Source organism: Streptosporangium sp. NPDC000239 (genome assembly GCF_040300765.1).
GTDB lineage: Bacteria > Actinomycetota > Actinomycetes > Streptosporangiales > Streptosporangiaceae > Streptosporangium.
This window is the reverse complement of the sequence record NZ_JBEPEI010000028.1, coordinates 1-21,707: the sequence shown is the minus strand read 5'-3', so window position 1 is coordinate 21,707 and position 21,707 is coordinate 1. Positions and strand designations below refer to the sequence as shown.

Annotated in this window: 15 protein-coding genes; 6 read left to right on the top strand and 9 right to left on the bottom strand. The window is 70.5% G+C overall.

Features of this window, described 5'->3' with window-relative positions; genetic code table 11:
* Positions 1-181 precede the first annotated feature (181 nt).
* The 4 genes from ABT340_RS38960 (at position 182) to ABT340_RS38945 (ending at position 13,807) form a co-directional block, all read left to right on the top strand.
* Positions 182-4,561, top strand: coding sequence for a LamG domain-containing protein (locus tag ABT340_RS38960; protein WP_352015958.1), 4,380 nt, complete (start codon positions 182-184; stop codon positions 4,559-4,561).
* Between the two features lie 2 nt (positions 4,562-4,563).
* Entirely contained in the window at positions 4,564-6,084 is a 1,521-nt protein-coding gene (locus ABT340_RS38955) for a right-handed parallel beta-helix repeat-containing protein (RefSeq protein ID WP_352015957.1), read from the top strand.
* Positions 6,085-6,280: 196 nt separating this feature from the next.
* The gene (locus ABT340_RS38950; RefSeq protein WP_352015956.1) at positions 6,281-10,528 is read left to right on the top strand and encodes an nSTAND1 domain-containing NTPase; all 4,248 of its coding nucleotides are present in this window, start codon (positions 6,281-6,283) and stop codon (positions 10,526-10,528) included.
* A gap of 147 nt (positions 10,529-10,675) precedes the next feature.
* Positions 10,676-13,807, top strand: coding sequence for a DEAD/DEAH box helicase (locus tag ABT340_RS38945; protein WP_352015955.1), 3,132 nt, complete (start codon positions 10,676-10,678; stop codon positions 13,805-13,807).
* Between the two features lie 89 nt (positions 13,808-13,896).
* Here the strand turns inward: ABT340_RS38945 and ABT340_RS38940 are convergent, their stop codons facing one another.
* Genes ABT340_RS38940 through ABT340_RS38925 form a run of 4 tightly spaced genes read right to left on the bottom strand, consistent with a single transcriptional unit; the run spans position 13,897 to position 17,022 of the window.
* Positions 13,897-14,805 carry a class I SAM-dependent methyltransferase gene (locus ABT340_RS38940; protein ID WP_352015954.1) on the bottom strand — a complete coding sequence of 303 codons (909 nt, stop codon included), beginning with the start codon at positions 14,803-14,805 and terminating at the stop codon, positions 13,897-13,899.
* A complete protein-coding gene (locus ABT340_RS38935; RefSeq protein ID WP_352015953.1) occupies positions 14,778-15,401 on the bottom strand; it encodes a cysteine hydrolase family protein in 624 nt (207 codons plus the stop codon). Before ABT340_RS38935 ends, ABT340_RS38940 begins: the two co-directional genes overlap by 28 nt.
* Positions 15,398-16,453 (bottom strand): isocitrate/isopropylmalate family dehydrogenase, encoded by a 1,056-nt coding sequence (locus ABT340_RS38930; RefSeq protein WP_352015952.1) that lies wholly within the window; start codon positions 16,451-16,453, stop codon positions 15,398-15,400. The genes ABT340_RS38935 and ABT340_RS38930 overlap by 4 nt, the downstream gene beginning before the upstream one ends.
* Positions 16,454-16,500: 47 nt before the next feature.
* Entirely contained in the window at positions 16,501-17,022 is a 522-nt protein-coding gene (locus ABT340_RS38925) for an EF-hand domain-containing protein (RefSeq protein WP_352015951.1), read from the bottom strand.
* A gap of 465 nt (positions 17,023-17,487) precedes the next feature.
* Here ABT340_RS38925 and ABT340_RS38920 point away from each other — a divergent pair, with 465 nt between their 5' ends.
* Together ABT340_RS38920 and ABT340_RS38915 are read left to right on the top strand one after the other, a co-directional pair.
* Positions 17,488-18,042 (top strand): cysteine hydrolase family protein, encoded by a 555-nt coding sequence (locus ABT340_RS38920; protein WP_352015950.1) that lies wholly within the window; start codon positions 17,488-17,490, stop codon positions 18,040-18,042.
* An 81-nt stretch (positions 18,043-18,123) separates the two neighbouring features.
* Positions 18,124-18,567 (top strand): hypothetical protein, encoded by a 444-nt coding sequence (locus tag ABT340_RS38915; protein WP_352015949.1) that lies wholly within the window; start codon positions 18,124-18,126, stop codon positions 18,565-18,567.
* An 82-nt stretch (positions 18,568-18,649) separates the two neighbouring features.
* Here ABT340_RS38915 and ABT340_RS38910 read toward each other — a convergent pair whose 3' ends face one another.
* The 5 genes from ABT340_RS38910 to ABT340_RS38890 all read right to left on the bottom strand — a co-directional run bounded on the left by ABT340_RS38910 (position 18,650) and on the right by ABT340_RS38890 (position 21,418).
* Positions 18,650-19,486 carry an SAM-dependent methyltransferase gene (locus tag ABT340_RS38910; protein WP_352015948.1) on the bottom strand — a complete coding sequence of 279 codons (837 nt, stop codon included), beginning with the start codon at positions 19,484-19,486 and terminating at the stop codon, positions 18,650-18,652.
* Between the two features lie 66 nt (positions 19,487-19,552).
* Positions 19,553-19,780 carry a BldC family transcriptional regulator gene (locus tag ABT340_RS38905; protein ID WP_352015947.1) on the bottom strand — a complete coding sequence of 76 codons (228 nt, stop codon included), beginning with the start codon at positions 19,778-19,780 and terminating at the stop codon, positions 19,553-19,555.
* Between the two features lie 12 nt (positions 19,781-19,792).
* Positions 19,793-20,026, bottom strand: a complete 234-nt coding sequence (locus ABT340_RS38900; RefSeq protein ID WP_352015946.1) for a hypothetical protein — start codon at positions 20,024-20,026, stop codon at positions 19,793-19,795.
* 311 nt (positions 20,027-20,337) lie between these two features.
* The gene (locus ABT340_RS38895; protein ID WP_352015945.1) at positions 20,338-20,682 is read right to left on the bottom strand and encodes a hypothetical protein; all 345 of its coding nucleotides are present in this window, start codon (positions 20,680-20,682) and stop codon (positions 20,338-20,340) included.
* A 499-nt stretch (positions 20,683-21,181) separates the two neighbouring features.
* Positions 21,182-21,418 (bottom strand): hypothetical protein, encoded by a 237-nt coding sequence (locus ABT340_RS38890; RefSeq protein WP_352015944.1) that lies wholly within the window; start codon positions 21,416-21,418, stop codon positions 21,182-21,184.
* Positions 21,419-21,707: the final 289 nt, after the last annotated feature.

The following is a 21,707-nucleotide window of genomic DNA, read 5'->3' as shown; positions in this document are numbered from 1 at the left end:
CTTCTCTTATCTCCACATCGCCGGAAATCTGCCATTTTTGGCTGGTTTACTGCCATTTTTGACAGCGCGGCGACCTTGACGAGATGCCGACGGCTACAGTCCAGCCCGGCAAGATCTACTCGGATAGGGGAAAACGGTGGCGGCACTTCGGCGGTCGGCCGTACTCGCAGCGTCGTTATTGATGATCATCGGCATGGTGTCCGCGACCGGCACCCCGGCGGCGGCGCAGTCGCCCCCGACCGCCGCCCCCGACTGCGCCGAATCGGTGCCTCGGACCGACGCGGCGATCAAGATGTCCAGGGCGTGCAAGACCAGGGTCGAGGTGGAGAGCGAACGCACCCCCACCACCCAGGTCTTCGTCAACCCCGACGGCAGCAGCACCGTCGAGCAGTACGCCCACCCCCGCCGGGTACGGCAGGCCGACGGCACCTGGACGAAGCCGGACCCCACCCTGGTGCCCGGAACCGACGGCCTCCTGCGGCCCAGGGCCTCGACGGTCGACGTCCGCCTGTCGGGCGGCGGCACCGGCCCCCTCGTGCGGGCCGTACAGGGCAAGGCCGAGCTGGCGCTCTCCTGGCCCTCCAGCCTGCCGCGGCCCACGGTGAGCGACGCCCGCGCGACCTACCCCGACGTGCTCGACGGCGTCGACCTCGTGGTGACCGCGCTCGACACCGGTTTCTCCTTCGTGCTGGTGGTCAAGACCCGCGAGGCCGCGAAGAACCCGGCCCTGCGGGAGATCACCCTGCCCACGGCCCTGACCGGCCTGAAGTGGGAAGGGCCGCGCGCCGTGGACAAGCAGGGCAGGACGGTGTTCGCCGCCGACGCCCCCGCGATGTGGGACTCCTCGGGAAAACAGCCCTCGACCGCGGCCGCCCCGGCCGAGGACGCCAGGAGCGCGCCCGTCGAACTGGGCGTCACGGCGGGCCGCGGACTCACCCTCAAGCCTGACACCGCCCTGCTGACCGACCCCAAGACGACGTTCCCGCTGTTCATCGACCCCACGGTCGGTTACACGTACTGGACGATGATCAACGAGGCGGCCCCGAACCAGTCGTACTGGGACTACGACCGGCGCAACTGCTCCGGCGGCTGGGACACCGACTGCGCGAAGGTCGGCTACTACCCCAGCGGCAACGACGGCGCCACCTACTCGCGCTACCGGTCGATGTTCCAGTTCTCCGCCGCCCCCTTCTCCGGCAAGCAGATCCTCACCGGCTCCCGGTTCACCATCGACCTGCTCAGCTCGACCTCCTGCTCCGACAGCACCACCTGGCTGCACACGGTCGGCACGACCCTGGGCCCGGGCACGACCTGGAACGCCGACGCCTGGAAGTGGAACGGCACCGAGGTCTCCAGCGTCGCCAACAACAGCTGCCAGTACGCCAGGAAGTTCACCGAGTTCCCGCTGGACTCGTGGGTGGTGTCCGGCAGGCAGTACGGCGGCTGGCTCACCCTCGGCCTGCGGGCCGACGACGAGGACAGCTCGTCGGGATGGAAGAAGTTCGACGCCACCACCGCCAGGCTCATCGTCAACACCAACACCGTCCCCAGCCCGCCCGGCTCGCTGACCGTGGACGGCAAGGCGTGCGCCACCGGCGGCGAACGGCCGTACGTGAGCACGCTGACGCCGAGCTGGCGCGCCTACCTGGCCGACGGCGACGGCGAGGCGATGACCGCCTCCTTCTACTGGCAGGCCATCGACCCGGCCGGAGCCCAGCAGGGACCGTTGACGCAGTCGAGCGTGGGCTCGGGGACGACGGCCGTGGTCACCCCGACCTCCGGCATCGCCGACAACACCGCCTACCGCTTCTGGGCCAGGGCGTCCGACGCCAACGCCACCAGCGACGAGTCGGTCAAGTGCGAGTTCGTCACCGACACCGTCAGGCCGCAGACGGCGACCGTGACCTCCGACGTCTACCCCGAGAGCGACAACGTCGCGGGCGGTGTCGGCCAGACCGGCAAGTTCACCTTCCAGAGCTCCCCCGACGTGGCCTCCTACAAGTGGGGCTTCTCCGACCCACCCTCCACGGTCGCCATCCCCACCTCGGTCGGCGCCCCCGTGACCGTCGGCTGGACCCCCACCGAGGGCGGCGCCCACACCCTGTACGTGGTCGCGGTGGACCGCGCGGGCAACCAGTCGCCGCGTAGGACCCACTCCTTCGTCGTCGGCTCACCGGAGCCCGAGCTGGCCAGGTGGCTGCTCAACGACGCCCCCGGGTCGGCCACGGCCTTCGACGACACCGACAAGGGACGCGCCCTGACGATCAACGGCGGCGCCACCCTGGGCGAGCCCGGACGGCTGGCGCCCGGCCCCGACGGCAGGTCGCGCAGCGCGCTGCGCGTCGACAGCGCCGACGACTACGCCAGCCGGGCCGACTTCCTCAACACCGCGACCAGCTTCACGGTCTCCGCCTGGGTCAAACTGGCGGGCAAGGGCGCCGACAGCACCGTGGTCTCGCAACGGGGCACCGGCAACCGCGCCTTCTTCCTCTCCTACCTCGCGGCCCAGGACCGGTGGGCGATGACCGTCCCGTCGCAGGACACCGCGGGGGCCACCGCCTCGTCCGCCCTGTCGACCACCGTGCCGAGGGCCGGCGTCTGGACCCACCTCACCGGCGTGTACGACGCGGGGACCAGGTCCGTGCAGCTGTACGTCAACGGCACCCTGGAGGCCACCGTCGGCGACGTCACCGCCTGGGACGCCTCCGGCGCCTTCCAGGTCGGCGGCGGCTGGGGCGGCTCCCCCCTCGACGGCGCGGTCGCCGAGGTCAGGGCGTGGAACCGGGCCATCGCCACCACCGAGGCGGCGGCCATCGCCGACCCCACGCTGAACAGCAAGGTGGCCGAGTGGCACTTCGAGGAGGTCGGGCCGGGACCGGCCCACGACTCCTCCGGCATGTTCCGCGACCTCACCTTCTACGGCGGCGTGCAGGTCCCGCCCTCCGGCGCGGGGCACGGCGGCGCGACCGGTCTCCGTCTCGACGGCGTCGACGACTACGTGGCACCGGACGACCCGGTCGTCCTCACCGACCAGTCGTTCACCGTCTCCACCTGGGTACGGCCCTCGGACCTGACCCGCGCCCAGACGTTCGTCTCCGGCGGGTTCACCCTGTACTACGAGCCGGGCGGCGACGGTAAGTGGGTCTTCTCGATGCCCGCCTCGGCGACCGACACCGCCAACTCCACCTTCGCGATCACCTCCGTGGCCAATCCCACCGAGTACCACCACCTGGTCGGCATCTTCGACGCCCAGCAGCGTCACCTGCGGCTCTACGTCGACGGGGCGCTCAAGGTCACCGTGGGGATGCGCCCGCAGTGGCAGCCGTGGCGCTCCCAGCAGCCCCTGCTGATCGGCAAGGGCGCCTCGGGCGGCTTCGTCAAGGGCGACCTCGACGAGATCCAGATCTTCCAGGGCGTCGTCCCCGACGTCGCCGGTCCCACCGGGGTCGTGCGAGGCCTCGTCGACTTCAACGGCGACGGCAAGGCCGACTTCTGCCGCCGGGTCGGCGCGGTGCCCAACAGCAAGGTGGCGTGCACGCTGTCCACCGGCAGCGGGTACGGCATCACCATCACCTCCGGCGTGCTCGACTGGGGTCAGGACGCGGGCCGGGCCTGGGTGGACGTCAACGGCGACGGCAAGACGGACTTCTGCCGGCTGCGCGGCACCCAGAACCACGTCGACGCCTACGCCAGCTGCACCCTCTCCACCGGCAGCGCCTTCGGCATGGAGGTCAACTCCCGCAACTTCGACCGGGGCTTCCCCGAGGACCGGGCCTGGGTGGACGCGACCGGTGACGGAAAGATCGACTACTGCCGCCGGGTCGGCGGTGTCCCCGAGTCCCGCCTGGCCTGCACGCCGTTCACCTCCGGCGGGTTCGGTGAGACCTTCATCTCCGACGTGCTCGACTGGGGCCAGACCACCGGCCGGGCCTGGGTCGACGTGAACTCCGACGGCAAGGCCGACTACTGCCGGATCCGCGGCACCCAGAACCACACCGACGGCTACCTCAGCTGCGCCCCCTCGACCGGCACCGGCTTCGGCAGGGACGTCAACTCCGGCAACACCGACTGGGGTTACACCGAGGACCGGTCCTGGACCGACGTCAACGGGGACGGCAACGCCGACTACTGCCGCAGCGTGGGAGCCACCTCCGCCCGGACCATCGCCTGCAACACCTCGACCGGCACCGGCTTCGGCCCGCTGTTCCTCTCCGGCGCGCTCGACTGGGGCCAGGCGACCGGCCGGGCGTGGGTCGACGCGACCGGTGACGGAAAGGCCGACTTCTGCCGGGTGTTCGGCACCCAGAACCACGTCGACACGCACGTCGGCTGCCTGACCTCGACCGGCACCGGCTTCGGCGCCGAAATCACCTCGGACACGATCGACCAGGGCTACCCGGAGGGACGCAACTGGTCCGACGCCAACGGCGACGGAAAGATCGACTACTGCCGCCGCACCGGCTTCGCCACCGACCAGAAGGTCGGCTGCACGCTGGCGACCGGAACCGGCTTCGGCACCTCCTTCTACTCGGGCGCCCTCGACTGGGGACTGGTGAACTGACCATGAGCACACGACCGACGACAAGACTCGGGACGGCCCTGCTCACGCTGCTCGTCGCGACCGCCGTACCGGGGGCCGCGCGGGCCGGGACCGGCCCGTCGTCAGCCGGCTGCATCCCGTCGGGCACCGAGACCGCGATCAACGCCGCCCTGACGGGGCCCGGCGCCCAGGCGGTGCTCTGCCAGGGCGCGGTGTTCACCCTGTCCGAGCCGGTCCGCTTCACCGCCGCCGACCAGGAGCTGTTCACCGAGGGCCTGCCCGAGGGCACGACACGCGCCACCCTGCGCCTCGCCTCCGCGACCGTCACCACCGCCGTCGACGGAGTCGGCCGGAGCCGGGTGGCCGTACGCAACGTCCAGATCGACGGCGACCGCCCCACCCTCGGGCAGAGGACCGGGTCGGCCCTGGTCCAGATGGGCGGCGCCGCCACCGGGCAGATCGTGGAGAACAGCGCCATCAGGAACCCGCGAAGCTGGTCGGCGCTGCACTACTACGAGGGTGCCGTCAGCTCGGGGACGCCGCAGTGCCAGGGCGCCCGGATCACCGGCAACCGCGTCGGCCCCGCGGGAGTCGACCGGCCGAGCGGCCAGTGGGCCGACGGGATCTCGCTGGCCTGCGGCGACTCCGTCGTGAGCGGCAACACGGTCGTGGACGCCACCGACGGCGGCATCGTCATCTTCGGCGCCCCCGGCTCGACCATCGAGAACAACACCGTGCGGGCCGAACACAGCGAACTGCTCGGCGGCATCAACCTGGTCGACATCGCCCCGGTCGACGGCGACTACACCGGCACGACGGTCCGCGGCAACGTGGTCGACGCCAAGAGCGCCTTCATCAAGGTCGGCATGGCCATGGGCTGGCAGGTGTGGACGTGCGGAACCGGCACCGTCCACGGCGCGACCGTGACCGGCAACACCCTGCGCGGCCTGCACATGGGGTACGGCTACGCGGTCAACGGCGTCCGCGACTGGACCGTCACCGGCAACGTGGACGAGTCCCGGCACGTCGGCGTCCCGACCACGGGCTGCGGCGGCACCCCGCTGTCACGGCCGGGCGGCTACCAGGTGCAGGCGGCCTCGGCCTCGACCCTGCAGCCGGAGTTCGCCTCCGGGCAGGTCCACCACGTGCTGGGCGTCACCGAGCCCGCGATCCTCAAGGTCGGCACCGCCCCCACGGCCTGTATCTGGTTCCAACCCGACGAGGCCCTGTTCCCCGGGGCGTCCCAGACCTCCTGCGACGGGCGTTTCAAACTGACCTACCGCCGGGACGGCGACCTGGTCCTCACCCAGGTGAACGTCACCGCCCCCCTGTGGTCCTCGGGTACGGCGGGCCGTCCCGGCGCGGTCGCGTTGATGCAGCAGGACGGCAACTTCGTCATCTACGACGCGGCCGGAGTCGCCCTGTGGTCGACCAGGACCGGCGGCTCCTCCGGCGCCCGCCTGGCCGTACAGGACGACGGCAACGTCGTCGTCTACACCCCCACCGGCACCCCTCTCTGGAGCACCCACACCGGAGGCCGGTAACCCCCCGCGAGACGTCCTCCGGCCACGTCCGGCGAAAGACCGCATGGGCGGTGGCCGGGGCGGCGTGAGGTGGGCGACGGTGCCGCTCTTGAAACATCCGTCGTGATCGGTAGCGTTGTCCCCTCCGTATCGATGATGCTGTGGAGAGGATCTGCTTTCCCGCAGGGGAGCCACGCCTTCAGATCAGGAGCGATAGGTGGAGCGCCAGGAGGCATCGGACGGAGTACCCCTGTCTCCGGAACAGATCTCGGCCGCCCAGCAGGGGGCCCGGGGCTGGGTGCTCCGGGCGGCCGGGCGCCAGTTGGCAAAGGCGACGCCGCGACTGCTCCTGGCGACTCTGTGCGCCAGCGCGCTGACTCCGCTGGCCCTGGCCGAACCGGGGCTGGCGGTGCAACTGGCCGGGATGAACGTCATCGGATCGGTCGGCGGCAACATGCTGGCCACCGTCATCAGCTCCGCTCTGGACACCGCCATCGCCCGTACCGGCGGCACCGAGGAGGAGCGTGCCGCGCGCCTGGAAGAAGAACTGGCCGTACGGCTGGAAGAGGCCCTGCGGTTGGGGGACGCCCGTGCCGACGCGCTGGCCGAGGCCCTGGTGGCGACGCTGGAGGCGGTGGACGCCACCCGCGCGGCTCTCGGCGAGGCGCTCGCCGGTGGGCATGCGGAGCTGCTGGAACGGATGGCGTCGGGCTTCGCCGAACTGGGCCGGCAGAACACGGCACTGGCGCCGATGCTGGAGCGGCTCGACGCGGCGGCCGGGGAGATCCAGGAGATCCTCTACCAGCAGGACGCCGAGCGCCGCCACCAGACCGCGTTGCTGGTCACGGTACGCGATCGGCTGAATGTTCTGGAGCGCCGTCTCACGACGGGGGTGTCCTCGGCGCCGGAACCGCAGTGGATCGGCGGTTGCCCCTATCAAGGGCTGGCGCCGTTCGGGCCGGCGCAGGCGACGGTCTTTCACGGGCGCGGACAGGCCGTCTCCCGGCTGGTCGCCATGGTCAACGGCGGAGGCCTCGTCGTCGTGACCGGGGCATCCGGTGTGGGAAAGTCCTCACTCCTGCATGCCGGGCTGCTGCCCACGCTCACGGCTCCGTCTCCCCACCATGATCTCGATGACGCGCATCAGATCACCTTCACCCCGGGGACGACCCCCTTACGGCGCCTGGCACGGGAGCTCGCGGTCCCGTGCGGCGCCGACAGCGGCGCGGTCCTCGGCGAACTGCGTGAAGATCCCGCGCAGGCCGCCGACTGGACACGGCAGATGCTGTCCGCCGTGATGATCCGCCGGCGGCAGCAGGGCGGGAACGGTGAGGGGCCGCGAAAAGTGGTGATGGTGGTCGATCAGTTCGAGGAGCTGTTCACCCTGTCCGCTGAGGGACCCGCGGAGAGGGCCGCCTTCGTGGACGCGCTGCACTCGATCGCGACGGGAGGGTCCGGGGTGGTCGTGGTGGCCGTACGCGGCGATTTCGTCGTGGAGCATTGCGCCGCCCACAGCGCGCTGGCACGGGCCCTGGAAGAGCGCATGTTCGTGCTTGAGCCGATGCGTGAGGCGGAGTTGCTGCGGGCCATCACCGGACCCGCGGCCGCGGCCGGGCTTGAGGTGGAGAAGGACCTGGCCGAGCAGGTGGTACGGGAGCTGGCGGGGCACCTGCGAGCCCCGGAAGACGTGGGGACGGCGCTGCCTCTGCTGTCGATGGCGATGGTGCGGATCTGGGAGAACCGCGACGGCGATCGGCTGACCCGGCAGGGGTACGACCGTTCCGGCGGTGTGGCCTCCGCCGTCCAGGACGCCGCCGAGAGAGTGTATGGCCGCTTGGACCCCGAACAGCAGGAGATATCCAGGCGCGTCATCATGGCGCTCGTGCTCCTGAACGACGACGGGCATGTCGTCCGCCGCCGTTTGAGTGTCGACGAGTTGACCGTCCTCTGCGCGGAGCGGCCTGAAGCCGTCAGAGAGGTGGTCACGGCCTTCACCGAAGACCGGCTCATGGTCACCACCGAGACCGTCGAACTCGCCCATGATGTGCTGACGACGGCGTGGAGTCGTCTGCGTGGCTGGCTGGACGACGACCGCGTCGACCGGATTCTGCACGGAAAGATCGAGAAGGCCGCCGCCGAGTGGGACGCGAAAGAGCGCGAATCCTCTTTTCTCTACCACGGCGCGCAACTGGAGCACGCCGGGACGGCCGGAGCGCGCTGGCGTGCCGACCCCCGGCGTGGTCTCCGGCTGACCTCCGTGGCCGAGGAGTTCCTTCGTGCCGGTACCGCCGCCGCCGCACGGAACCGGCGCCTGTGGCGAACGGTGCTCGTGGGACTTGGCGTCCTGGGCGTGGGATTGGTCGGCGTCTCGGTGTTTCTGGTCTTCTCCAACCAGGAAGTCGGCCGACAGCGCGATGCGGTACAACAGCGGAGCAACGAGATCATGTCCCGCCAGGTGGCCGCTCACAGCGAGACGCTGTCCGCCGATCCCGTGACGTCGGCCCGGCTGGCCGTGGCGGCATGGGCCATCGCGCCGACCGACGAGGCGCGGGCCGGCCTGGTGGCGGTTCTCAGCAGACCCGAACGTGCGGTCCTGGCAGGTCGCGCGGGCGCGGTCGAATCCGCGGCCTTCAGCCCGGACGGCTCCCGGCTCGCCACCGCGGAGACCGGCGGCGCCGTACGTCTTTGGGACACCGCCACCTACAGGCGACTGGGTTCCCCCATGACCGGTCACGAGGGAGCCGTACGATCCGTGGCCTTCAGCCCGGACGGGACCCGCCTGGCCACCGCCGGCAGCGACGGGACGACGCGGGTGTGGGATCTCACCACACACGAACAGCTCGGCGCCCCCATGAAGGGCCACGACGACGAGATCCGGTCCGTGGCCTTCAGCCCGGACGGCTCCCGCCTGGTCACCACCGGCGGTAAGACCCACATGTGGGACCTCACGACCCGCGAACGGGTCGGCGTCCCGATGGCCGGGACATGGTCGGCCGCCTTCAGCCCGGACGGGTCACGCCTGGTCACCGCGGACGACGACGGCGCCGTACACCTGTGGGACACCCGCACCCACGCGCGGATCGGAGCCCCGATGAAGGGCCACGACGGCGTGGTGTGGTCGGTCGCCTTCAGCCCGGACGGGTCACGCGTCGCCAGCGCCGGAATCGACGGCACCGTCCGCATCTGGGACACCGCCTCTCGTGAACAGGTGGGCAGCCCGATGACCGGCCACAAAGGGGCCGTACGGTCCGTGGCCTTCAGCCCGGACGGAGCCCAGCTCGCCACGGTCGGCGACGACGGGACAGCGCGGGTGTGGGATCCCGCCACCCGCAGGCAGATCGGCGCCCCGATGAGCAGCCACCAGCACCCGTCCTCAGTGGCTTTCAGCCCTGACGGGGCGCGGCTGGCCACCTCCGGGAACGACGGCGTACGGCTGTGGGACGTCACCGTCCACAGACAGGTCGGCGTCCCGATGGGAAGACTCGACGGCTCGGTACGCAAGGCGGTCTTCAGCCCGGACAGGACCCGGCTGTTCACCACGGGAGGCGACGGCGCGGCACAGCTTTGGGACCTGGCCACCCGCCGTCCCCTGGGAGACCCGTTGGCCGGCCATGTGGGCGAGCTCTTCTCGGTCGCCCTAAGCCCGGATGGGACTCGCCTGGCCACCGCCGGAGGCGACGGCACCGTCCGTCTGTGGGACGTGATCAATCATCGGCGGCTCGGAGAGCCGCTGGTCGGCCACACGGGTCCGGTGGAGTCCGTGGCGTTCAGCCCGGACGGCTCCCGGCTCGCCACCACCGGTGACGACGGGACCGCCCGGCTCTGGGATCTGGCCGCCTACCGGCAGCTCGGCAAGCCGGTCAGTGAAGGCCAGGGCCCGCTCTTCTCAGCCGTCTTCAGCCCGGACGGATCGCGCCTGGCCGTCGCGGGGAGCGACGGGGCCGTTCGTGTGTGGGATCCGGAAACCCGCCGACAGCTGAGCGACCCGTTCGTCGGACACAAGGGCCCGGTCTTCTCCATCGCCTTCGATCCGAGCGGATCCCGACTCGCCAGCGCCGGAGGCGACGGTACGGCACGGCTCTGGGAGGTGGCCACCCACCGGCAGATCAGAGCTCCGCTGACCGGGCACGAAGGTCCGGTACAGACCGTGGCCTTCAGCCCGGACGGGACCCGCCTGGCCACCGCCGGAGGCGACGGCACCGCCCGGCTCTGGGAGGTGGCCACCCACCGGCAGATCGGTGATTCCCTGACCGCTCATGAAGGGCCGGTCTACTCGGCCGCGTTCAGCTCGGACGGTTCCCGGCTCGTCACCACGGGGATGACGGTGCGGATCTGGGACGTGGAGTTGCCCGACGAGTTGGCCGGGGCGGTCTGCGCCGTCGCGGGCCGGCCATTCGACCAGCGGGAATGGCGGCAGTTCATTCCGTATGAGCCGTACCGTCAGAGCTGCTCCGCTCCCCGGTGAGCGAGGACTACATCCCCTAGACCTCTTATCTTCAAAAGGCGCGTAATCGCTCGCGTCTCGTTCGTCTAATGTGTGATCACACTCGCACCGCCGGGCCCTGGGAATTCGCTCCCGGGCCTTTTCTTGCCGTCCCCCGCAAGGAGTGCCGTGAGTCACCTGAACGACGGCCGTTCCCGAATCATGGAATTCTGGCGGGCCTGTGAGCTGTTCAGCCCGCAGAGCATTCCGAAGGTCAACCCGCGGGACGAGCGTGAACCCGTGTTCCACGTCAAGCCGGGTGAACCGCTCCCCTGGCATCCGGACCATCCTCTCCGGCGCAGACGTATCAAGCCCACGATGGCCTGGCGGCACATCCTCTACGGCGGCGTCTTCCCCCTCGACCGGATGCGCGTCCTGCTGGAGCACGTCTTCGGCACCGATTCGGAGAGCTTCGACGCCGCCCCGCGAGGCTCCAGCGCCCTGTTCGCGCTGATCCTCACCGAGGAGGGCCGGCCGTTGCTCGGCACCTGGGAGTTCTCCAGTGGAGCCTGGGCCGCGGGCCGTACGGTTCACCCCGGCCCAGGTCAGGCCGACTGGCTGGAGGGGTTCGAGACCGCGTGCGGCTCCTTGGGCGTGGCGGTCGAGGACCTCGTCGCCGCCTTCGAACACGACGAACGGGCCACCGAACTCCGGGGGAAGGGCGTGTCCGTCGGACGCCCACTCGGATATGAGGACCTTGCCTCCCTGGTGAAACTGACCGCCGAAGATTTCGGCGTGGAGAGTGTCCTGCGCCCCGAGGGACTCGTCGTCAAATCCGTTCAGGTCTCGCGCAGGCGGGAGCACTCCTCGGACGAGGGGACCGATTTCCTCAACAGCTTCATCGCCGACGACCTGAAACGGGTGGCCGCCGCCGTCCGGACCGGCGCGTACGGCTCCGCCCTGGACGCCTACCTCCAGTCCCGTGAACCTGAGCGCACCGACCTGCGGCAGAATCCGCACGTGGTCCTGGAGCACGTGGCGCCCGACCTCGTGCCCGCCGGCCGCTGGCCGCAGGGGCCGGAGAAACCGCTCGCCCTCAGCCAGCAGTTCGCCGTCAACACGATCATGACCGAGCTGGCCCCGCAGGCCGGGCTGTTCGCGGTCAACGGCCCACCCGGCACCGGCAAGACCACGATGCTCAGAGACCTGATCGCCGCCAACGTGGTGGAGCGCGCGCTGCGGCTGTCGAAGCTGGCGCACACCGCGTTGGCGTTCACCGGGGAGATGCGCTGGCAGACGGGGCACTACCGGCGGGTGGTGAGCCTGTGGCGGGAGGATCTCACCGGGTTCGAGATGGTGGTCACCTCGGCCAACAACGGGGCCGTGGAGAACGTCACGACCGAGATCCCCGCGCGAGGAGCGATCGACGCGCCGTGGCGGGATGAGGTGACCTACTTCGACGACATCGCGAGCCGTGTCCTCGGCGAACCCGCGTGGGGGCTGGTGGCCGCCAAGCTGGGCAGGAAGTCCAACCGGGTGGAGTTCGCCGGCAGGGCCTGGTACGGCACCGCCGACGAACCCGGCCTCCGCGCGGCCTTCGAGGCATGGCAGACCAACAGCGGTTCCTCATGGTCCACCGCCGTCAGGTCCTTCAATCACGCCTACGAGAAGGTCCGCGAACTGCAGCGGGAGCACTCCGCCACCCACGCCGCGCTACGCGACCTGTCGGCTCTGCGCCACGCGGTCGAGAGCGCCACCCGGGACGTCTCCGCCGCCGAGGCCCGTCTCGGTCGGCTTCGCGACGAGCAGGACCGGCTGCGGCGGCAGGAGGCCTCGGCCCGGCAGGACGTGGCCGAGTGGGAAGGGCGACGTCAGGAGCACCAGCGGTTCCAGCCGACGCTGGTCACCGCGATCTTCACCCTCGGAAAGGCCTCTCGCGAGTGGCTCGCGCAGGACCGGGACCTGGCCGGGCGGGTACAGGCCGCGCAACACGCGCTCGGCGACGTCTCCGCCCGCCTGACGGCTTCGAGGCTGCCCGTCATTGAGGCCACCTCCGATCTCGTCAGCCGGAGAACGGCCCTGGACACGGCGAACTCCCGCCTCGCCAGGGCCCGGTCCCGGCTGGCCGAACAACAGGACGCGCTGGGTGCCTTCTTCCCCGGCGAGCAGTGGTGGGCCGACGCCGAGCGGCGCGAACACCAGACCCTGTGGACCGACGCGGTGTGGAACGCCGCACGCAGTGAGCTGTTCGTCGAGGCGCTCCGCCTCCATCAGGCCTTCCTGCGCGCCGAGGCGTCCCGGATGCGCAAGAGCCTGCAGGCCGCCATGGACGTCCTGGGCGGTGAGACGCCCGCGGACGTTCCCGAAGCGGCCGTCCGGGCCGCCTGGCAGAGCCTGTTCTTCCTCGTCCCGGTGGTCTCGACCACGTTCGCCTCCTTCCACCGGGTGTTCTCCCACCTCACCCAGGAGGCGCTGGGCTGGCTCTTCATCGACGAAGCCGGGCAGGCCGCCCCGCAACTCGCCGCGGGGGCGATCTGGCGCTCGCGGCGTGTGGTCGCCGTGGGCGACCCTCTCCAGCTCGAACCCGTCGTGACGCTGCCGTTCTCCGCCCAGCGGGCGCTGAGCCGTACCTTCGGTGTGCGGGAGGAGAGATGGTTGCCCGGACGCACCTCGGTGCAGCAACTGGCCGACCACGTCAACGCCTACGGCACCTCCCTTCCCGGCGAGGACGCCCCTGTCTGGGTCGGCGCGCCACTGCGGGTTCACCGCCGCTGCGACCAGCCCATGTTCGGCATCTCCAACGCCATCGCCTACGACGGGCTCATGGTGTACGGCAAGCCGGAACAACCTCCGGTCTCCCTGCCGGACAGCATGTGGATCGACGTGACCGGCACCGCCTCCGACGGCCACTGGGTCCGTGAGGAGGGTGAGGTGCTGGAGCGGATCCTCCGCCGCCTGACACGCGAGGGAATCTCTCCCGAGAGCGTCTTCGTGATCAGCCCCTTCCGTGACGTCGTGCGGGGGGTCAAGGGCGTGGTGCGTTCCTTCGAGGGTGTGGAGGCGGGTACGGTCCATACGGCGCAGGGCAGAGAGGCCGACGTGGTCGTCCTCGTCCTTGGCGGTGACCCGAGCAGCCCCGGCGCGAAGCGCTGGGCCGCCCAGCGCCCCAACCTGCTCAACGTCGCGGTCAGCCGCGCCAAGCGACGCCTGTATGTGATCGGGGACCACACGCAGTGGTCGAAACAGCGCCACTTCGACGTCCTGGCCCGCGATCTCCAGCGCGTCACGCTGCCGCCGCCCGCCGCCGCCCCCGACCGGTAGACGGGCGGCCCGGGGTGGGGCCTCCCTCGCTCCCACCGGTCATCGCCGTCGGCGATCCTGGCGGCTCTCCCCCGTGATCAGGTGCCGTGTCAGGACTTTCCGGCGAATATCCAGCGGTTGCTCGCCAGGGAGTCGTTCGGCACCGGGAGCGGGCCCCGGCCGTAGTGGTAGGTGAAGTCGAAGGGGGTGCGGACCGTGGTCGCCCAGCCGAGGTCCTTCAGGTGGCCGACGGAGTCGGGGCGGGGTTCCCCGTCGAACAGGGCGAGGAGATCGACGCCGATCCGCTGTCTGGCCACGGTGTAGACGGGACTGGCCCGGACCTGCGGCGACTCCACCCCGAGCTTGACCTCGCAGGCCAGGACGCTTCCCGGGGCGCTCAGCCGGTTCACGCTCTCGACGAGCCCCCGCTCGGCCCACGGCGGAAGGTAGAGCAGCAACCCCTCGGCCAGCCAGGCGGTCGGCACGGCCGGGTCGAACCCCGCCTCGGCCAGCGGCCGGACCCAGTCGTCCCGCAGGTCGGCCGCGATCGTGCGGCGGGTGGCCTTCGGGACGGCGGCGAGGCCGTCCAGCACCCGGTGCTTGAACGCCAGGACGCCGTCCCGGTCGATCTCGTGGACGACCAGGCCCGGCGGCCAGTCGAGCCGGAAGGCCCGCGTGTCGAGACCCGCCCCGAACAGGACGACCTGCCGCACGCCCGCGCGGGCCGTGTTGACGAGGAAGTCGTCGATGACCCGGGTGCGCAGGCCGAAGTAGCGTCCCAGCCTGCCCCACAGGGGGTCGGCCTCCCCGTCGGGAACCTGCTCGGGGCGCACCGGCCAACCGGCCGAGACGGTGGCGGCCCGCACGAAGTGCTCGGCGTAGGGGTCGCCCGCCAGGGCGTCAGGGCGGTGGGTCTCGATCGCCCGCGCGGCGGCCACCATGAGGGCGGTCAGGCCGACCCCCTCCTCGACGCCGACGCCTACGGCCGAGGTCAGGCCTTCGTCCCGGGCGTACGGCATGCTCCCTCCTCTTCCTCCGAAGGCGTCCACGGATGGTCGTGGGTGGCGAGGTAGGCGCCGTACAGAACGCGCATGAAGCGCAGGATGTCCACGTCCTGCAGGTGCAGGCCGGTGGTGCAGTCGGTCAGCACCGTGATGTGGAACCCCTTCTGGAAGGCGGTCCTGGCGGTGGAGTCGACGCAGACGTCGGCGTACAGCCCGGCGAGGACGAGCCGTTCGACCCCGCGGCTGACGAGGTGCCGCTCGAACCCCTCGCTGAGGAAGGCGTCGAAGCACGCCCGCTTGGTGAAGACCCGTTCCCCCGGCTCCGGTGAGACCGTACGGAACTCCGCGCCCCACGAGCCCTCCAGGCATTTGGGCCGTTTGCCCAGCGCGCGGTCACGGCGCCGCCAGCTGGGTCCCTGGTGCTCGGCGTCACCGACGAAGCGGACGAAGACCACCTCGGTGCCGTGGGCCCGCGCCCGGTCGACGGCCAGCGCGGTGTTCGCCGCGACGGCCTCCAGCCTGGTGGGGTCGCCCGGGTAACGGGCCAGTGCCCGGGGGCCGGCGCAGAAGTCGTTCTGCAGGTCCACGACGACCAGGGCCGTGGCCGTCACGACTCCACCGGCGGGGCCTCGAACGTCTCCAGCAGCGCCTCGACCACGGCCGTCGTGGAGTGACGTCCGCCGAGGTCGGGGGTGCCGACGCCCTGACGGGCGAGGGATTCGAGGCCGCGCTCGACCATCCGCACCGCTCCGGCGCAGCCCGCGTGCCGTTCGGCGATCGCCGCCGCGGCCCGTACGGTCGCCACCGGGTTGACCGTGTCCTTCCCTGCCAGGTCGTCGGCGGAGCCGTGCACGGTCTGGTACTCGACCAGCCCGGCCGCCTCGGGGTGCAGGTAGACGTTCTCCGTGCAGCGGTTCTCCTGGCGCTCCGAGCCGAAGCGGTCGAGCAGGACCACGTGCATGATGTCGGCCCACTCGTTGCCCGCGATGATCATCGTGCGGGGGCGCGGGCCGTACTCGATCAGGTTGCGGTTCACCGTGTCCGGCTGGAACAGGTCGATCTCGACGCCGTGCCGCGCGGCGCTCTCGGCCACCCACTCGTCGAGGGCGCCGTCGAGCAGGTGGAACTTGTAGGCCATGATGATCCGCTCGGCTCCGCCGTCCGGCCACTCCTGTCGCGCGCGCCGTACGGCGAAGGCGATGACCTGCTCGGTGATGTCCCGGCTGAACGCCATGGTGCGCACGAGGAAGCCGGGAGCGTGGGTGTTCTCCCCGGTGTAGAAGCCCTGGGCCTCGTCCCTGACCAGCAGCAACGACGTCTCGGGGGTGGTGATGGCGTCGACTTTGACCGCCCGCAGGCGCTGGCGGACGAGGTAGAGCGACTGGGCGTTGATCGCCGTACGGAAGACGGCCGGGACGCCGAGGGCGGCCCGCGTGCGGCAGAACTCCGCGTAGTGGTCGGCGTCCTGCCGCGTGAGTTCGCGGATCTGCTCCACCCCTGCGCCGGCCCTCAGCGACGAGTAGGAGTGGTAGAGCCTTTCCGACCGGGTGAGGTCGATGCCGACGGAGTGCGTGTCGGCGATGCCGGTCAGCACCCGTTCGAAGACGGCCGCGAGTTCGGGGCCCGTCCCCTGGCCCACGGCGAGTCCGATGACTGGTTCCACCTGTTGCTCCTGGTGTCGACGAAGGCCGGACGTGGGGGTTCGGCTGGTCAGCCGACCAGGTGGTCACCTGGGATGTCGGTCTTCTCCGGGCTGTAGTAGTCCTTGATGCCGGTGGCCCAGACCGGGACGGGGATCTGGTCGGCGTCGGAGGGGCCGAAGGCGTCGAAGAGCGCGTGGATGTTCGCGGGCGCGAACCCGATGGCCGTCATGAGCGCCACGAAGTCGTCCCGCCCGATGAACCCGTCACCGTCCGGGTCGCCCAGCCTGGCCAGCGCCTCGGCGAAGTCACTGATGGCCTCGTCGAAGCGCTCCGGGGAGAGCACGCACGCGACGTACTCGTCGAAGCTGATGCGACCGTCGCGGTTGGCGTCCAGCTCGGCGGCCAGGGTCGTCCAGTAGCGCCGGAAGGCGGCCAGGATGGCGGCCTTGGCGACGTCGCCCGAGTCGGGGGAGGCCGCGATGACCCGGCTCGCCATGAGCTCGAAGTCACCGGCCTCCAGGTAGCCGGTGCCGTCGGCGTCGAGCAGGGTGAAGACGAGCCTCACCCGGTCAAGGGCCGCTTTCTGCATGCTCTGCCACCTTTCTTTCAGCGCCATTCATGAAAAGGCCAAGCCAGAGGCCGGACCGCACGCGATTATGCCACAACGTGACCACGCGTTTACCATCCGACCGATAACCAAGCGGGCCGAAGGAACAAATCCCCAAAATAGCAAATATCATGATCTACTATGCGGTTCCTCCTGGCGCACACTCCGACCAACGGGCATAATTTACCCAGCTCAGAGCCCTGTTGACGACGGCCGTCCACTCAACGACGAGAGCCCCGAGGCCCTCTCCCGGAGAACCTCGCAATCACCATAAGCGAAATCACCTTTTCCATGATTTATCAGGACTTGCGGCTGTGATTCAACGCTGAAATTTTTTCATGTTTCACAGGGGTTCGAGAGGCGGCGATGAAATCGTCGGTCGGACGGGGGCGCCGAAACCGTCGGTGGGATGGTCTAGCGTGAGGGGAGCACGAAAAGGAGACTCACGTGACAACCCTGCCCAATCGCCCCAACACCGCCCTGCTGGTGATCGACGTCCAGAACGGCGTGGTCGCGGACGCGCACAACCGTGACGGTGTGATCGCGAACATCAACGACCTGGTCGACAGGGCCCGCGCGCAGGATGTGCCCGTGGTCTGGGTGCAGCACTCCGACGAGCATCTCCAGCGCGACAGCGACGAGTGGCGATACGTCCCCGAGCTCACCCGCCGTGACGCGGAGCCGCTGGTCCACAAGAACTACGGCGACTCCTTCGAGGCCACCGACCTTGAGGAGCTCCTGGCCGAACACGGCGTCGGCCATCTCGTCGTCACCGGCGCGCAGACCGACGCGTGCATCCGTTCGACCATGCACGGCGCCTTCACCCGTGGCTACGACGTGACACTGGTCGGCGACGCGCACACGACGGACGACGCGGGAGAGGGCCTGCCCTCCGCCGCGCAGGTCATCGCCCACACCAACCTCTACTGGTACTGGCAGAGCGCCCCCGGCCGCCACGCGTCGACCGTGGAGACCGCGAAGGTCACCTTCGACGCCACCTGACCTGCCCCCGGCCACCCGGGCCCGGCGGGGTGGAACGCGGGCCAGCCGAAGATCAGGGCATTAAGTGCTACTTTGTCCGCCATGTTCGACTGGCTCGGGGCGGCCCTGCTCATCGCCCTGCTGGTGGCGGCGATCGCCTGGCCCCTGCCGGCCGTGGCCGCCGCCGCGTTGGTGGTCAGCCTGCGGGTGTCCGCCGTACGCCGCCGCCGAGCCGGGCAGCCCGCCGCCTGGCGGACGCCGGCGTGGTGGGGCCGGGCCTGCGTCGCGGCGTTCCTGCTGGCCGCGACCGGTACCGGCGTTTTCGTCCAGGCGGACGACAGCTTCGGCAAGCTCGACGCCGACGATCCGCCACGCTGTCCCGTCGGCGCGGACTGCGTACCCTCGACCTTCGCCGAGATGGCCGCGCACCAGGAGATCGTGCAGAAGTACGCCCTGGCCGGTGCGGTGATCACGACCGTGGCGGGGCTGGTGTGCCTGACCGTCTGCGTGACCCTGCTGCTCAGAAGGCGACGACACCGCGCCTGACGGCGAACGTCCGCCGGGGCGCGCCGGAGAGGGCTGGAACCCGTCGAACGCCTTCGCCGTCAAGACCGCGAGCGGGTAGGCCCTACCTGTCCGGTACCCTCGCGACTCCGGCCAGCATCCAGATCCGATCGCCCTGCTGCTCGGGCGGGATCTCAGCCTCCGGCCGCCAGTACGACGCCGGGACCAGCCCGGGCGCGACGAGTGCCAAGCCGCTGAACAGCTCTTCGATGCGTCGGCGGGGGCGGATCTCGACGGTCAGTCCGGCCGACCGGTACAGCCGCTGGATCTCCATCACTCCGTCGGCCCGGCTGGTGGTGTCGGTGGCGTGCGAGATCACCAGGTGGCTTCCCGGCGTCATGACCTCGCGGAAGGCCGCCACGATCGGTTCGGGCGAGGTGAGGAAATGCAGCACCGACGACATCAGTACGGCGACCGGCCGACTCCAGTCGATCAACAACCGGGTCCGGGGATCGTCGATGACCGTCCATGGCCGACGGATGTCCGCCTGGATCATCGCCGTGCGCTCACCGTCATCCAGCACCGTACGACCACGCTCGAACACGGCCGGGTCGTTGTCGACGTACACCACCCGCGCCTGCGGTCGCCTCTCGCGAGCCACCTGGTGAACATTGGGGTGGGTGGGCAGCCCCGTGCCCAGGTCGACGAACTGGTCGATCCCGGACTCACCGGCCAGGTAGCCAACCGCGCGCGCCAAGAACTCGCGGTTGGCTCGCGCGACCGGCTTGAGATCAGGCGCACGGCGCAGCAGGTCGTCGGCGGCTTCGTGATCGACCGCGTCGGTGCCCTCGCTGTCCAGGTAGGCGTTGTACAGCCGTGCCACGGTCGGTCCGTCAGCTGTTGTATCCCGCCTGCGGGAGTCAGGCGGCCCGGGATGCCCCGGTAAGTCCTCACCGTCCACATGCCAACCTCACCGCGTATCCCCAACAGGCCACAACTAGCGTCACGACCACATTTGCCGCCCCTCTCAACAAGCCGAAGCGTCGAGGAGGGCCTTGATGTCGGTTTCCCGGTAGCGGCGTTGGCGACTGGGGGTCCTGACCGAGGGGATCTTCCCGGTGAGCGCCCACCGGTTGACGGTCTTCGGGTCCACGCCGAAGATCCGGGCGACCTCGCCGGGGGTGAGAAGTCGTTCGGTGGTGTCGGGCCCGGTGGAGAAGGTGCCGTCCGGTGCGACGGCCTTGAGCGGGGACATGGGGGCTCTCTTTCAGTAGCGGAGGGTGTGCAGGATCTGGTCGTGCCGGGCCAGCGCCCTGGCCAGCCGGTGCAAGGTCGTACGGCCGAGCACATCCCGGGCCCCGGCTCCGCGCTGGTCGAGGCGCAGGGGTTCGTAGCGGACGGCCCACCAGCGGGGCAGCCCGGGCAGGTTCCGTTCCTCGTACCGCCAGGCGGGGTGGGTGCTGATGAGCAGGTCGATCAGGCGTCGCTCGTCGTCGGTCATGGTCGTCCTGGTTCGGAGGGCGGACAGGGAACACACGTCGTTCGGGCCGTGAGGTTCACGAAGTGAGGAGGGGGCGGGTGCCCGGCCCCGAGCCGGGGAGCACGGGCCGGGCACCCTGGAGGAGGACCGGCCTCCAGATACGGAGACCGGTGCGCCAGACGGCTCCCTCTTCCCCAGCACGCCCGTTTGTCCCGGCGCGCATGGGAACCGCCTTGCGAAGGTGTGCGGCCCAGACCCCTCCCGCCTGAGCCGCACGTTCATGGGTACGGCGAGCGACGGGTGGGATGACGTCCACGCCCGCCGTACCGGCTTCACGAGCGCAGAAGTCTGCGCAATGCCGTAGACCGGCTAGGCGCGATGGCCTGACCAGGACATACGGCCTGAACGACCCAGGCGGTTCGAGTCCGCAGAGCGCGGGCGACGGCGACGGCCTGGATGCTCGGCGGCACCACCGGAGGTGCCTGGGCGGTCAGCTTCCGCTCCAACTCCTCGACCGAGTCGGCCCGCACCAACAGCACGTTCCCGGGGTACGGCCTGCCGGGCAGAACACTCCGGTAGGCGCTCCACAAACCGGTCGTCGAGTTGTGGAAGACCAGCCAGCCGGAATGGGCCCGCTGTACGGCGTCGCAACTCTGACGCGCGATACCAACCGTCATGCCGCCCTCCCACCCGACGAACGTCGTTCTCCGGCGGACGCCGTCCCCTCACCTGACAAAGGCCGTCCCCCAGCGGACACCATCTCCCCGCCCGACGAAGGCCGTCCCCCAGCGGGCACCGTTTCCCCAGCCGACGAACCCCGCTCCTCACTGAGCTCCTCGGCGACCACCTCGTTCCGCGCCCCGGAAGGCGGACGACCCGTCCCACCCCTCCTGCGCCGAACCGGCGCCGGAGAAGGCCGCGACGCGAGCCGGATCGCCCGGATCATCTCGGCCTCCCTCATCCGCTCCTCCAACCCGTCAGCCGTGGGGTCCTCCACGATCACCGGTCGAGGTCCGTCCCAGGCGGCCACGGCGTAGAAACAGCGTCGTCCCAGGCTGTAGAGAACCGTCCAGTCCGCCCAGGCCTGGTCGATCCGCTCAGCCTCCGCCCGCGCCGGACCGTCCCACACCCGCCGATACACCGGGGCGTACGGCTGGCCGTCGCGGTGGCGTCCCGTCACGAGGTGACCTCCTCGACCAGAGCGGTGCGGGCCTTCTCCTCCTGCTCGGCGATGACGGCCTGGATCTCGTCGAAGGTGTCGGCGTCCACGGCCGACTCGGCTCCGGCCTGTACGGCGGCGCGGGGGAAGAGGTGGGTGCGGAAGGCCCAGAAGCGGCCCGCGTCACTGATGATCAACCGCCAGCCCGGGATCACCGGACGATCGGGGGTGTGCTGCATGATCTGGACCTCCAAGATCCGACCAGAGGCTTGTGCCGACGAGGTGATCACCGGCCGGGCCTGTCCTGCGGGACGACGAAGAAGGTGTGTGCCAGCCGGACGAGCGCCGGGCCGACAGGCCGTCTGAGCTTGGGGAACGCGACATCGGCCGCCGCGTCGAGGCGGCCTGCCGCTCGCGGGCCGTACGCCGCCAGGCCGACACGCCCTCGTCCAGGTGATCCCCGACCGGGGCACGTGAGGGAAGAGGCGCCGGATTCGCCGAGGCGGCGACGGCCGTACCGGCACAACGGGCACGGCCTCCGGA